Raw genomic sequence first — 12987 nt, 5'->3', positions numbered from 1 at the left:
AGTCCCCTGGGCTCTGGTACAGCTTTTGTAATAGTTTCGCTATGTCAGAAAAAGCCGCATTGACTGTAGGATCAGCATCCCAATTAGCCATCAAGGTCACCATGAGCACCTTCTCGGAGCCCCCCAGTCTCTGGCCGTCTCGGCCTTCCTTCCCTCGTCCCCGTGACGCTTCCCGCATGAGTACTTCGCAATGGAATGGCTAGCCGATCCTACGGCCTGGCTGGGCCTTGCCACGCTTATCGTGCTCGAGTTGGTGCTGGGCATCGACAACCTGGTCTTCATCGCCATCCTGGCCGACAAGCTGCCACCACATCAGCGCGACCGTGCACGGGTCATTGGCCTGAGCCTGGCGTTGATCATGCGCTTGGGCCTGCTGGCCAGTATTTCCTGGATGGTTACCTTGACCGCGCCGCTGTTCGAGGTGCTTGGCAAGAGTTTCTCAGGGCGCGACCTGATCATGCTGTTCGGTGGCGTGTTCCTGCTGTTCAAGGCCACCATGGAACTGCACGAGCGCTTGGAGGGGCATGTGGCCCAGGCCAGCGGTGCGACCCGACATGCTGCGTTCTGGCCCATCGTGGCGCAGATCGTGGTGCTGGATGCGGTGTTCTCCCTAGACGCGGTGATTACCGCGGTGGGGATGGTCGAGCACTTGTCGGTGATGATGATCGCGGTGATCTTCTCCATCGGCATCATGATCGTCGCCAGCAAGCCGCTGACCCGCTTCGTCAATGCCCACCCCACAGTGATCATGCTGTGCCTGGGCTTCCTGATGATGATCGGCTTCAGCCTGACTGCCGAGGGCCTGGGCTTCCACATCCCGAAAGGCTACCTGTACGCGGCCATTGGCTTCTCCTTGCTGATCGAGCTGTTCAACCAGCTGGCGCGTGCGCGCCGCAAGCGCAGCTTGCAACAGCATCGACCGCTGCGCGAGCGCACAGCCCATGCCGTATTGCGGCTGATGGGCGGGCGCCGGGTGGAGGCTGACGAAGTGGGTGACGAGATCGCCGATTTGGTTGAGGGCACTGGCGAGCAGGTGGTCTTCGACCGTCGCGAACGGGTGATGATCAGTGGCGTGCTGAACCTGGCCGAGCGGCCGATCCGCACGGTAATGACGGTTCGCGCGAAGGTCGATGCGATCGATCTGGGTCAACCCGCCGATGCCATCGCCCAGGCCTTGGCCCATTCGCCATATTCACGCCTGCCGCTGATTCGCGATGGGCGAATCGAGGAGCCGTTGGGCTTCGTGCACAAGAAGGAGCTGCTCAAGGAGTTGTTGTCGGGTGGGCAACCTGACCTGGAGCGTCTGGCGCGCGCGCCGCTGAACCTGCTGGAAAGCTTCAGCATTCTCAATGCCTTGGAGCAAATGCGCGCCCAATCGACGCATATTGCCTTCGTGGTCAATGAATTCGGCGATTTCACGGGCCTGCTGACTATGACCGACATCCTCGAATCGATCGCTGGTGAGCTGCCTGACGCCAGTGAAGTGGCCGGTCCGGGGGTTGTCGAAGAAGCGGGGGCGTTTGTCGTCAGTGGCGCACTGAACCTGAGCCATGTGCAGGCGCGGACTGGTTTCAGCGCCCGCGCCACCGAGGACTACCAGACCCTTGCGGGCCTGGTGATGAGCTTGCTGGATCGCCTGCCCGTGGTCGGGGATCGCCTGGCCTTCAATGGCTGGACGCTGACGGTGATGGCGGTGGAGGAGCGCAGGGTGCGCCAGGTTCGCCTTACACCGAGCGACGACGCTGGCGGAGCAGGTGCTTGAAACCTTCAAGCACCAGCACCAGCACCGCGGCCCAGATCGGCAGGTAGGTCAGCCACTGGTCAGGGCCGATGGTCTCGCCCAGCAGCAAGGCGACGCCCACCAACAGCACCGGCTCCACGTAGCTGAGCAGCCCGAACAGACTGAACGGCAACAAGCGGCTGGCCAGCACGTAGGCGATCAGGGCTGAGGCGCTGATTGCACCGAGCAATGGGATCAGACCGTAGAGGCCCGGGTGCTCGGCCAGGTCGGCAGGGGTCAGCGGGCGCTGTATGACGAAGTACAGCGCCCAAGGCAGCAACAGGCACATGTCGCACCATAGACCGCCCAGGTTATCGGTGCGGCAGCGCCGACGCAGGACGAAGTAGATCGGGTAACCGATGGTCACCACCAAGGTTTCCCAGGCGAAGCTGCCGTTCTGGTACAGCTCATGCCCCACGCCCAGGACAGCGCAGGCCACCGCAACTTTCTGCAGGCGCGACAAGCGCTCGCCATATACCAGTCGTCCGGTGAGGACCATGGCCAGCGGCAGCAGGAAATAGCCCATGGAAACCTCCAGGCTGCGCCCATGCAGAGGTGCCCAGAGGAACAGCCATAGCTGCACGCCCATAAGCCAGGAAGTGCCGATCATCCCCAGCAACAATGTCGGTGTCTGTTTGACCCGTGCCAGCAAGCCACCGACCAGCTTCCAGTCTTTGGTGGCCAGCATGAACAAGGTGAGACAGGGGAGCGTGAGCAGCGTGCGCCACCCGAAAATTTCCTCGCCATCCAGCGGAGCCATCAGGGAGGTATAGAAATACATCACAGCGAACAGACAGGACGCCATGACGGACGAAACAATGCCTTTTGACACGAATGCCTCTGTTAATGGGAGATGAGCGGGTGGATCAGTTGGGCATGATCTCAGGGCGTATGCTGTGCGGCAACCGCGAACTGCCCGGGCGAGCGGCCAGAGCTTGGAGGAAGTCGTCTACAGGCATCGGGCGTCCGAACAGATAGCCTTGTTGGAAATCCACATGGTGCTGTGCCAGGTAATCGCGTTGGACTTCGGTCTCGACCCCTTCGGCCACGATGCCCAGGCCCAACTTGCCCGACAGTTCGATGATGGTATCGAGAATGTGCTGGGACAGCGCGTCGCCGCCGATCATGGCCACGAAGCTCTGGTCGATCTTCAAGTAGTCGACCTTGAACTGGCGCAGGTAATTGAGGCTTGACTGGCCCGTGCCGAAGTCGTCAAGAGCGATCATCACACCCATTTCGTGAAGTTTCTCGAAGAGCTCCAAGGTAATGGGCGTGGCCTCGATCAGCTTGCGCTCGGTCAGTTCCAGGGTCAGCACCACGCGCCCTGGAGGGAAGTGCTGGAGGAAGGTGCGGCAGTCATCCAGCAACTCCAGGTCGCGGCAGTGGTCGGCGGTAATGTTGATGCCGATGTGAAAACCATCCTCCAGCAGCGCGGCATACGGCGCCAGGGCCTGGGCGGTATGCAGCATCAAGGCGCGGGTCATGGGGACGATCTGGCCGCTGTGCTCGGCATAGGGAATGAAGAGGTCTGGGCGGACCAACCCTTCGCGGGGGTGATTCCAGCGCATCAGGACTTCGACCCCTGCCCAGCGGTAGTCGTCCTTACGCACCACAGGTTGGAAGTACGGTAGGAACTCATTGGCCTCCAGAGCCCGGTTGAGTTCGGCGCGAGGGGACGAGGCACGTCGAATCTGCCAGTGGCAGACGACGCCAGCCAGAACTCCGAGCAATAGCAGCAGGCTGAGCAGGGCCGCGTAGTGTTCTGAGACGAACTGGACTTTCTTGCCTGCCCCATAGCCACCGTGAACACTGAATGGGTAGCGGATCGATGCCTGGACCGAAGGCGCAATGGCGGCCATCGGCGCTGCGCCTTTGTGCACCACGCCATCCTTGCCCATCCAGTGGTTGCCGACTTGAAGTTGAAGCACCTCTCCGGAACTGACCCACTGCAATGCGCTGGTCAGGTGGTCGCCGTCGACGGTGGTGATTGCACCACTGCCGGCGTTGCTTACGCGATAGGCCAGCAAGGGATGGCCAGGGGTGACCGAGTTGCCGTCCATCAGCCAGAGGCGGCCGTCGGTGTAGTCACGCGCATCTACCGGCTCGTCGAAGTTGCCGAACAGCGAGGAGCAATAGAGGGTGTTTTCGTGGAAGAGGTTGGTGGAGCGTACGAAGGCATTGCGGGTGACCTGGCTGCGCAGGGCCAGGTCGATCTCGTCGCAGGGGCGGCCGACCAGTGGCAACAGCTCTTGGGCGGCCCGGGAAATGTTGTCGAGGATGTGTTCGACTTGCTCCACCACTTGTCGGGTGGTGGCCTGACTGGTGGTTTGCAGTTCGCGTTGGGCCTGCCAGTGCATGACAGCCAAGCCACACAGCAGCGGCAGGGCGCCGATGGCCCAGGGAAGGAGGGCTCGCCAGCCCCGACGGGCGGAGCGTTTAACCTTGAAGGGCATGCTGATCTAATCTGATGAAGACAATGGCCAGAGGATAGCCGTTTGTCGGTCAAAGCGGTGAACTAAAGCGCGACAAATGATTTTACGCACTGTAGAATCCGTTTACGAATACAAGAATAAGGTTCTCCGCATTCTGGAGGATCAAGCCCGCCGAGAATGGGTCCATATGACATATCAAGGGTTCAAACTCATCATTGGTGACTTCCTTGCCCGCAGCGTGCGCGGCATACCGTGCTCGCCACCACGCCTGTCCGACATCCAAAGCACCTGATTTCACTGTTTTTCGCTTATAGATGAGGACACCAACATGGCTGATATCTTCGACAACCCAATGGGTCTGATGGGCTTTGAGTTCATCGAATTCGCATCGCCCACCCCCGGCGTGCTGGAACCGGTCTTCCAGATGCTCGGTTTCACCAAGGTGGCTACCCACCGTTCCAAAGATGTGCACCTGTATCGCCAGGGCGGCATCAACCTGATCCTGAACAACGAACCCAAGAGCATCGCCTCGTACTTTGCCGCCGAGCATGGTCCGTCGGTCTGTGGCATGGCGTTTCGTGTTCGCAATGCTCACGAAGCCTATGCCCGCGCCCTGGAGCTGGGCGCCCAACCGGTCGAGATCGAGACCGGTCCGATGGAGCTGCGCCTGCCAGCGATCAAAGGCATTGGCGGTGCGCCGCTGTACCTGATCGACCGCTTCGAAGAAGGTAGCTCGATCTATGACATCGACTTCAAGTTCATCGAAGGCGTGGACCGTAACCCGAAAGGCGCAGGCCTCAAGGTCATCGACCATTTGACCCACAATGTCTATCGCGGCCGGATGTCCTACTGGGCAGGTTTTTACGAGAAGCTGTTCAACTTCCGCGAAATTCGTTACTTCGACATCAAAGGCGAATACACCGGCCTGACGTCGCGTGCCATGACGGCGCCCGATGGCATGATCCGTATCCCGCTGAACGAAGAGTCGTCCAAGGGCTCGGGGCAGATCGAAGAGTTCCTGATGCAGTACAACGGTGAAGGCATCCAACACGTGGCCTTCTTCACCGATGACCTGATCAAGACCTGGGATGCCCTGAAGGGTTATGGCATGCGTTTCATGACCGCACCGCCACAGACCTACTACGAAATGCTCGAAGAGCGCCTGCCAGGTCATGGCGAGCCGGTTGACGAGCTCCAGGCCCGCGGCATTCTGCTCGACGGGTCCTCCGAGTCGGGTGACAAGCGTCTGCTGCTGCAGATCTTCTCCGAGACGCTGATGGGTCCGGTCTTCTTCGAGTTCATCCAGCGCAAGGGTGATGACGGCTTCGGTGAGGGCAACTTCAAGGCGCTGTTCGAATCCATCGAGCGTGACCAGGTTCGCCGCGGCGTCCTGAACGTCGAGTAAGTCCCAAGGCACGCTGGGTCATCCCCTGGATGACGCAGCGTGCCTGCCATTGGCACGGTTCCTGAAAATCCCCCAATACATCATTGCCCCGGTCAGCAGCCCTATCAGGGCGAGCGACGGAAGTATCCTCATCATCGATTGGCGAATTTCCTGGCTGGTATGACCCTGTCGGTAACCACCCTTGACCGTGTACCCGTGCTTACTCGACATCGCACTGCGGAAGAACTCCGTTTGCGAAGGGCGTTGCGCTTCGCGGCTGTCGCCTGCGCTCCACAGATACGTTTCCCCAAACTCCAGCAACAGCACCAGGCCATCCTGGAATCCGCGTAGTTCGTTACGCAGCTCCAGGCCGTAGGCGGTGGCGATTACCCCTGGGTTGGCATAGGTCAGACGCAGTTCGACGACGACGTCATTGGGCGTCACCGGCGAGTTGAAGTTCAGTTGCACATGGTCGCTGGGATTGTTGAAGGATGGGCTATAGGACGAGCTGGTATCGATCGTGCTGCAGTAGGCCTGACCATCCTGGGTCAGGACCAGCGAGCGAATGCGCGGGTCGCCCGCGACCAGTCGTTCGAGCGTCCCCATGACCTTCACACAGGGTTGGCCGGCCAGCGGCAGGGCAGTGGAGGCGGCCGTTTGCAGATGGTCCAACACCCTGTCGACGGTGAAGATGGCTTCCTGAACGGACACCAGGGCGTTTTCTTCGAGCTTTCTTTCCAGCTGGTACACCATCACCAGCAGGCCTGAGACCACGGGGACCATGCCGATCGTCAGGACCAGCAGTATCTCGAGCAGGCTGCGACCTGCGTGAGTGAACCTCGACATCGAACTGCAATCCTCCGACCAGACTGCCCCGAATGGACAGACGCCGGAGAGATTAACGAGGCAGGCGTCCGATGGACTGTAGCTGCGATCCGTTTGCGCAGCGGTACATGGCAAAAGACGTTGTCGGAGTCATGCCGGCTTCTTCAGCCGCTCCAGCACCTGTTGCGCTACCCGTTGGCTCGAGGCCGGGTTCTGCCCAGTGATCAGCCGGTCGTCGCTGACGACATAGGCGGCCCACGGATCTTCATGTTTGCTGTATTTGCCGCCACGGGCGACCAGTTCGTTTTCCGTCAGGTACGGGACAACCTTGTCCAGCTCGGCCAGTTTCTCCTCGGTGTTGGAGAACCCGGTGACCTGACGCCCCCTGACCAGCAAGCTGTTGTCGCTGAGCTTGATGTTGAGCAGGCCGACCACGCCATGACACACCGCAGCCACCACGCCACCGGCCTCGTAGATACGTCGGGCCAATTCCTGCAGTGGCGCGTTCTCGGGAAGGTCCCAGACCACGCCATGGCCACCGGCGTAATAGATCGCACAGTAGTTGTCGGCCTTGATCTGGCCGGGCGTCAGGGTGTTGCCAAGACGGTTCATGAAGGCTTTGTCGTCGTACCACTGCCAATCGAGCTCGGGGGCCATTTGCAGGCTGTGAGGATCGATCGGTACATAACCCCCCATGGGGCTGACATAGTCGACGGCATAACCGGCCTTCTGGACCTCATCGACAAAATGCACCGCCTCGCCCAGCCACAGACCGGTGGCGCGCCGCAGCGTTGGATACTTCGCCGTATTGGTCAGTACAACCAGGATTTTCTTGCTCATGACCACACTCCCAGCGCCAGGAAAGGGCCCGGATCTGCCCGGGGCAGTGCAAACCTAATGAGCATAGACGCCCATGGCGGGAAAGCCACGGCCCGGTGCCTGTGCTAGCCTGCTCGGCAGACCGTCGAGCATGGCGGCATGACAGGAGGGGGTATGGACACATTCATGCAGGCGGCCATCGATGAGGCGCGCCAGGGGCTTGCCGAAGGGGGGATTCCCATTGGCTCGGTGCTGGTTCACGAGGGGCGGATTATCGGGCGTGGACATAACCGCCGGGTGCAGTGCGGCAGTGCCATCCTGCATGGCGAGATGGATGCCCTCGAACGGGCCGGTCGCCAGAGCGCACAGGTTTACCGCGAGGCTACCCTGTACACCACGCTGTCGCCTTGCCCGATGTGCAGCGGCGCCATCCTGCTCTATGGCATCGGCCATGTCGTGGTGGGAGAAAACCGCACGTTCATGGGTGAGGAGCAATTGCTGCAAAGTCGAGGCGTGCGGGTAGAGGTGCTGCAGGATGCGGCGTGCGAACAGATGATGCGCACCTTCATCGACAGCCACCCAGCGCTTTGGGATGAAGATATCGGCCGTTGATCAGGCCTCGCCGAGCATCTGCGCGACCCGTGCCTGCAATTGGCTCAGCTCGAAGGGTTTGCAGATCAATTGCATGCCGGGGTCCAGGAAGTCGTCGCGGGCCATGGCGGTCTCGGCATAGCCTGTGATGAACAGCACCTGCAGATCGGGCCGACGTTTACGGGCGATCTGTGCAAGTTGACGGCCGTTCATTCCCGGCAGCCCTACATCGCTGACCAACAACGCGAAAGGCCTGGGCGAGTTCAGCCATTGCAGGGCCTCATCGGCATTGCAGACCGCCTGACAGGGGAAACCTACTTCGCGCAGCGCCTGGGAAACCAGGTTTCGTACATGAGGATCGTCCTCGACGATCAACACATCGCGACTACCGCTGACGGTCTTCACGGGCTGAGGGTCCGTTTTCGGTTTTGGTTGGCCCCGGTAGCGTGGCAGGTACAGGTCGACCTGGGTGCCTTGGCCAATCTGGCTGTGCAGCGCCACGTGGCCGTGAGACTGCTTGCTGAAACCGTAGACCATTGACAAGCCCAGACCAATGCCCTGACCGATCGGCTTGGTGCTGAAGAACGGTTCGAAGGCATGCTCCAGGGTACTTTGTGACATGCCGTGGCCGTTGTCACGGATGCTCAGGCGCAGGTAGTCGCCACGGGGCGGCCCGCCACCGATGAAACAGGCGTCGTCGATGCGCTGGTTGCTGGCCTCGATGTTCAACTGGCCGCCGCTTGGCATGGCTTCGCAGGCATTGAGCACCAGGTTGTCGAGCACTTCGCGTAATTGCTTGTCGTCCGCCTCCACCAGCCAGAGGTTGGCTGGCAGGTTGACCCGTAAGGTCACCGATACGCTCAGATTGGCTTGCAGTGCCTGCGGCTGGAGCAGGCTGCGCAGATCGACGATCCTTCGCTGCAAGGACTGCCGGGAAGAGAACGCCAGAAGCTGGTGGGTCAGGCGGGCGGCGCGGGCCACGGCTTCGCGCCCCATGCGCAGCACGGCCTCCAACTGCTCGGTGCGTCCCTGGCGCAAGCGCTTGTCGATCAGCTCGAAGCTGCCGCCGATGCTGGTGAGCAGGTTGTTGAAGTCATGGGCGATGCCGCCGGCCAGCTGGCCAACGGCGTCCATCTTTCGGGTCTGGCGCCAGACCCGATCCTCGGCCTGATGCTGTTGCCGTTGGTCTTCGAGGCGCTGTTGCAGCTCGCACAGGCGATCCCGCGCAAGGTACTGGCGTCGCCGAGTATGCAGGGCGACCTGGCTCATTCGGATCAGTTGCGCGTCATCGATGGGTGACTGCAGTTGCAACAAATTGCCCAGTCGCGAGGGAGGGCCGGTGCCTGGAAGGAGCGTGTCGAGCAGCAGCAGAACGGGAAGGTCCGACCACTCCGGCTGTTGATCGATGAACAACTGCACGGGCGACTGTGGGTCAGCCGGGAGGGTACTGTTGGTGGCAATCAAAAGGCCCACACCTTCGGCCAGCCATTCGCCCAGGCGCGTGACATTGTCGGTGCATAGGCACACGAAACCCGCGCCTGTCAGCAGGCGAGACATCTGCGCACCGATCTGCGCGGGCCCCAGGATCAGGGCGCGTTCGTCCACGAGCACCGCAGCGGCCAAGGTGATTCTCCTGTGGCTGTGATCCACCGATACCCACTGGACCACGAACAGGCGGTAGGGGTTCAACCTCAACAGAGGTACGCTCTACAAGCCCTGCTGGAGCAGCGGATCGTCAGGGTTCTGCCGCTCGAGCTCGGCCAGTAGAACCTGCACGTTCTGCAGTTGTCCGGTCTCCTTCCAATACTGGATCAACAGCACGCGCGCGCGCCGGTTCGCCGGTTCGCGGCTGAGCACGGTCTCCAGCTGTTTCTGTGCGGCTTCGACCTGCTCCAGATCGTGCAGCGTGACTGCCAGGATATAGCGGTAATCGACGTTGTCCGGTTCCAGCTCGACGGCGCGGGAAAAGGCCAGCAGGGCGTACTCCTCCTGATCGTGGCGGGTCAGCCAAAGGCCCAGCTGATGCTGCAGGAAGGCCGAATCCGGGCGCAGCGCCAACGCTTTGGCCAGCACCTGACGTGAGGCATCGTGCTGGCCTTGGCGCTCGAGCAGGCGAACCTGCTTGGCCAATGCGTCGAGCCCGTCGGGCGCGATCTTGAGGCTGCGTTGCAAGGCGACACTGGCCTGGTCGTAGGCATCTTCATGCAGGTACAGACGCGCCAGGTGTACCTGTGCCGCGGCATCATCGGGTTGGGCCTCCAGTGCCTGCTGGTACTGCTCCAGGGTGTCCTGCAAGGGGCCGAAGTACAAACCAATGGCATCCGGGTCAAGGCCCAGCAGGGCGTCCACCGCGGCAAAGCGCACGCTTTGTTCCTCGTCCTCCAGCAGCGGGCCCAGGACCAGACTACGCTGAGCGGCAGGCAACAGCCGGCGGATGCTGGTGATAGCGGCGCGGCGAACCATCGGGTCATCGTGCTCCAGGTCCTGGCGAGCGAGTTTCAGCGCCTGGGGCGAGGGGTAGTTGGGCAGTTCAGCATGAAGTGCAGCCCGACGGATTGGCGTCAGGTCGTTGCGTTGCAGTTGCTGATAGAGCACCCGCGCCGCACCGGGCTCGCCGTCATGGGCCTGGCGCAAGGCTTTGGCATAGCTTTGGGCGGGTACGGCCGGCGCAGTGGTTTGCGGGTCACGCCTCAGGTAGCCGACGACGCCCGATACCAGGACCAGCAAGAGCAGGGCGATCAGGTAACGGCGGCGGTTGGGCATCGGGTGGTCCGTGGCGGCGGGAATGGCAGAGCTTGGGACAGCCGGGCACTAATTGCAACGCCCGCGCGGCAGCTGGTCAGGCCTGGTCGGGTGGAAAGGTCTGTTAAGATTCGCCCTTTTCCCAATCGTGGCCAAGGAGCCGTTTCATGATCATCACCACCACCAGCCAGCTCGAAGGCCGTCCTGTCGCCGAATACCTGGGTGTGATCAGCGCCGAATCGGTGCAAGGCATCAACTTCGTGCGCGATTTCTTTGCTCGCTTTCGTGATTTTTTCGGTGGCCGCTCACAGACCCTGGAAAGCGCCCTGCGCGAGGCGCGTGAGCAGGCCACCGAGGAACTCAAGGCGCGGGCACGTCAATTGCAGGCCGATGCAGTGCTAGGCGTGGACTTCGAGATCAGCATGCCATCGGTTCAGGGCGGCATGGTCGTGGTGTTCGCAACTGGCACGGCAGTCCGCCTGAAGTAGGGCACTTTGCCACTGGTCGGCTGGTGCGGGTTTGTCCGGAAGGTCTGTAAATGACCGGCTAGTCTCCATTTCAACGGGCTGTCGCTTCTGGGCAAGCAGAGTGCTTGCTGGCGTAGCCATCATTGGAGGGAGCAGGGCATGAGCGAATCCTTTTTCGAAGACATGAACGATGCGTTCCCGATCAACAGCCAGGTTTGGTGCGGCCAGGCGTTCTTGCGCCTGGGGTTCGCCAACATGACCCTGGATGAATCGGAGCAACTTAAGCCTGCACATCTGCAGCGCGTCAAGAAGGGCCGTTTCACGCCCCGGTTCCGGACCCGGAAGTAACCCCGCCCAAGGTTCTCGCCTGGCCAGCAATGCACGAGTCAGGCGAGGGCCGTATCGTTCCTGCGCGTACGCTTGGCTGACCGATCGGAGAACTGCATCACGATCGTTGGCAGCTTTTTATCCTGTTTCTTGATCCTGCTCATGGCATCGGTGGGTGGCACTCGCCGGGCGGTCATGGCTGTGCTTTTCTTGCGCCGATTTTCAGCACAAGGAGGTGAATGCATGCGTGTCAGGGAACAGACTTACTGGGAATGGGCCGATGCCCACCTGCACAGCCGCTGCCATGAGGAAGTCCTGAGCGACGGCACGGTGCTCGATATCCAGGTGCGCTTGTCGCGGCTGGGTGCCACGCAATTGTTTCTTGGGCTGTATGCCGGAAGCGGCAGAGCCTTGCTGGAGGAGTACTATCCCGCGCGCCCCGGTGAGACCATGACCCGCGCCCTGGTCTGGGGCGTGGAGCGCGCTCGGGCCTTGGCCACCGGTGCCTTGCCGTTGCCCGCGGTCAGCGCTCGGCGACTTCAGGCCTGAGCGCGGCGGTTGCGGCTGGCCTGGACGATACGCTCGGCCGGTACCCGCAACTGGCACAGCAGGTACTCGGCAAAATCCGCGGCCCAAGGTTGCAGGGCAATGGCTTGAGCCATGCAGCTCAGCCAGAGGTTGGCGTGCGCTTCATCGATCGGCCATTGCGCGTGGAATGAGGGAATGGCGATCGAGCCATAGCGCTCGCTGTACAGGCGTGGTCCACCGAGCCAGCCGCTGAGAAAGCACGCCAGCTTGTCCCGCGAGCCTTCCAGGTCGTCAGGATGCATGCGGCGCACGCTGGACGCTTCAGGACACTGGTCCATCAGCCGATAGAAGTCATCCACCAGACGGCGCAGGCCGTCGATGCCGCCAGCGGCTTGGTAGGACGCGTCGCCGGTGCCGTAGGCTGGGGTGTTCATCGCAGGCTCCAAGGAAACAGGAGCGCACAGTGTAACAGGCATGAAAAAGCCCGGCCTTGCGGGCCGGGCTCAATAAGGGTGGTACGACTCAGTTCAACGGGTCTATCACCTTGACTGCCTCCCGCTCACGGGCGGTAGGCCATTCTTGTTGCAGGGTCTGCAGGACGCGACCGACGAATTCGGTGTCGGCGGCGGCCTTCTTGCCGACGTAGCCTTGGCCACGGCGGTAGACCTTGAAACGGGCGCGCATGCTGGGCATGTGCGATTCAAATTCATCTTCGACCGTGTTGGGTGGCAGACGGTCGAGGCGTACCTCGCCAGTCTGGCTGACCCACAGCAGGTGGTCATCGAGGCTGTCCTTGCGCGCGGCGAACAGCTGGGCCAATTGGTCGATCGTTGGATTGTTGTTCAAGTTCATCATAAAGCCCCCATTACCCATCAGTTAGTGATTTTTCACTCGGCGCCACGACATGTAGCGCACTAACACGGCTGCTACAGCAGCATTGCAACAGGGGCCTTCTCACGCTGCCTTTTGGACAGTTTCCCTCTCCACGGACGGCCTGCGTTACCGCGCAGACCGTCTGGAACACCCTTGCCACCGCTCCCGATCAGGGAGACGGCTTCATCATGCCCAAGGCGGATGAACGGCGTCAACAGG

The 12987-nt window shown here is 61.5% G+C and carries 14 protein-coding genes; 6 read left to right on the top strand and 8 right to left on the bottom strand.

Features of this window, described 5'->3' with window-relative positions:
* Window positions 1–190: 190 nt before the first annotated feature.
* Window positions 191–1762: a TerC family protein gene (locus tag ACNFCH_RS12060; protein ID WP_337160011.1), complete on the top strand. Its 1572-nt coding sequence runs from the start codon at window positions 191–193 to the stop codon at window positions 1760–1762.
* On the opposite strand, the gene rarD is transcribed toward ACNFCH_RS12060, so the two are convergent.
* On the bottom strand, window positions 1725–2612 hold the full coding sequence (gene rarD / locus ACNFCH_RS12055) for an EamA family transporter RarD (protein WP_337160012.1): 888 nt from the start codon (window positions 2610–2612) through the stop codon (window positions 1725–1727). The two genes, ACNFCH_RS12060 and rarD, sit on opposite strands and share 38 nt — an antisense overlap.
* A gap of 34 nt (window positions 2613–2646) precedes the next feature.
* Window positions 2647–4233, bottom strand: coding sequence for an EAL domain-containing protein (locus ACNFCH_RS12050; RefSeq protein WP_337160013.1), 1587 nt, complete (start codon window positions 4231–4233; stop codon window positions 2647–2649).
* 307 nt (window positions 4234–4540) lie between these two features.
* Here ACNFCH_RS12050 and hppD point away from each other — a divergent pair, with 307 nt between their 5' ends.
* On the top strand, window positions 4541–5617 hold the full coding sequence (gene hppD / locus ACNFCH_RS12045; protein ID WP_070091149.1) for a 4-hydroxyphenylpyruvate dioxygenase: 1077 nt from the start codon (window positions 4541–4543) through the stop codon (window positions 5615–5617).
* Between the two features lie 18 nt (window positions 5618–5635).
* On the opposite strand, the gene ACNFCH_RS12040 is transcribed toward hppD, so the two are convergent.
* A complete protein-coding gene (locus tag ACNFCH_RS12040) occupies window positions 5636–6442 on the bottom strand; it encodes a CSS-motif domain-containing protein (RefSeq protein WP_337160014.1) in 807 nt (268 codons plus the stop codon).
* A 129-nt stretch (window positions 6443–6571) separates the two neighbouring features.
* Window positions 6572–7261, bottom strand: a complete 690-nt coding sequence (locus ACNFCH_RS12035) for a type 1 glutamine amidotransferase domain-containing protein (RefSeq protein ID WP_337160015.1) — start codon at window positions 7259–7261, stop codon at window positions 6572–6574.
* A 153-nt stretch (window positions 7262–7414) separates the two neighbouring features.
* Between ACNFCH_RS12035 and ACNFCH_RS12030 the strand changes: the two genes are divergently transcribed.
* Entirely contained in the window at window positions 7415–7852 is a 438-nt protein-coding gene (locus tag ACNFCH_RS12030) for a nucleoside deaminase (RefSeq protein WP_196165680.1), read from the top strand.
* On the opposite strand, the gene ACNFCH_RS12025 is transcribed toward ACNFCH_RS12030, so the two are convergent.
* Together ACNFCH_RS12025 and ACNFCH_RS12020 are read right to left on the bottom strand one after the other, a co-directional pair.
* Window positions 7853–9454 carry an ATP-binding protein gene (locus tag ACNFCH_RS12025; protein WP_337160051.1) on the bottom strand — a complete coding sequence of 534 codons (1602 nt, stop codon included), beginning with the start codon at window positions 9452–9454 and terminating at the stop codon, window positions 7853–7855.
* 84 nt (window positions 9455–9538) lie between these two features.
* Window positions 9539–10594: a tetratricopeptide repeat protein gene (locus tag ACNFCH_RS12020; protein WP_416742858.1), complete on the bottom strand. Its 1056-nt coding sequence runs from the start codon at window positions 10592–10594 to the stop codon at window positions 9539–9541.
* Between the two features lie 146 nt (window positions 10595–10740).
* Here ACNFCH_RS12020 and ACNFCH_RS12015 point away from each other — a divergent pair, with 146 nt between their 5' ends.
* The 3 genes from ACNFCH_RS12015 (at window position 10741) to ACNFCH_RS12005 (ending at window position 11916) form a co-directional block, all read left to right on the top strand.
* The gene (locus tag ACNFCH_RS12015) at window positions 10741–11061 is read left to right on the top strand and encodes a YbjQ family protein (RefSeq protein ID WP_337160017.1); all 321 of its coding nucleotides are present in this window, start codon (window positions 10741–10743) and stop codon (window positions 11059–11061) included.
* A 138-nt stretch (window positions 11062–11199) separates the two neighbouring features.
* Complete coding sequence (locus ACNFCH_RS12010) at window positions 11200–11388, top strand: hypothetical protein (protein ID WP_070091142.1); 189 nt, start codon at window positions 11200–11202, stop codon at window positions 11386–11388.
* Window positions 11389–11610: 222 nt separating this feature from the next.
* Window positions 11611–11916 carry a hypothetical protein gene (locus ACNFCH_RS12005; RefSeq protein WP_337160018.1) on the top strand — a complete coding sequence of 102 codons (306 nt, stop codon included), beginning with the start codon at window positions 11611–11613 and terminating at the stop codon, window positions 11914–11916.
* On the opposite strand, the gene ACNFCH_RS12000 is transcribed toward ACNFCH_RS12005, so the two are convergent.
* Together ACNFCH_RS12000 and ACNFCH_RS11995 are read right to left on the bottom strand one after the other, a co-directional pair.
* A complete protein-coding gene (locus ACNFCH_RS12000; RefSeq protein ID WP_337160019.1) occupies window positions 11907–12329 on the bottom strand; it encodes a group II truncated hemoglobin in 423 nt (140 codons plus the stop codon). The two genes, ACNFCH_RS12005 and ACNFCH_RS12000, sit on opposite strands and share 10 nt — an antisense overlap.
* A gap of 88 nt (window positions 12330–12417) precedes the next feature.
* Window positions 12418–12750, bottom strand: coding sequence for a hypothetical protein (locus ACNFCH_RS11995; RefSeq protein WP_070091139.1), 333 nt, complete (start codon window positions 12748–12750; stop codon window positions 12418–12420).
* Between the last annotated feature and the right edge of the window lie 237 nt (window positions 12751–12987).

Origin of the sequence: Pseudomonas sp. NY15354, assembly GCF_048068075.1 — a bacterium.
Lineage (GTDB): Bacteria > Pseudomonadota > Gammaproteobacteria > Pseudomonadales > Pseudomonadaceae > Aquipseudomonas > Aquipseudomonas guariconensis_C.
This window is presented reverse-complemented; position numbering and strand designations above follow the sequence as displayed.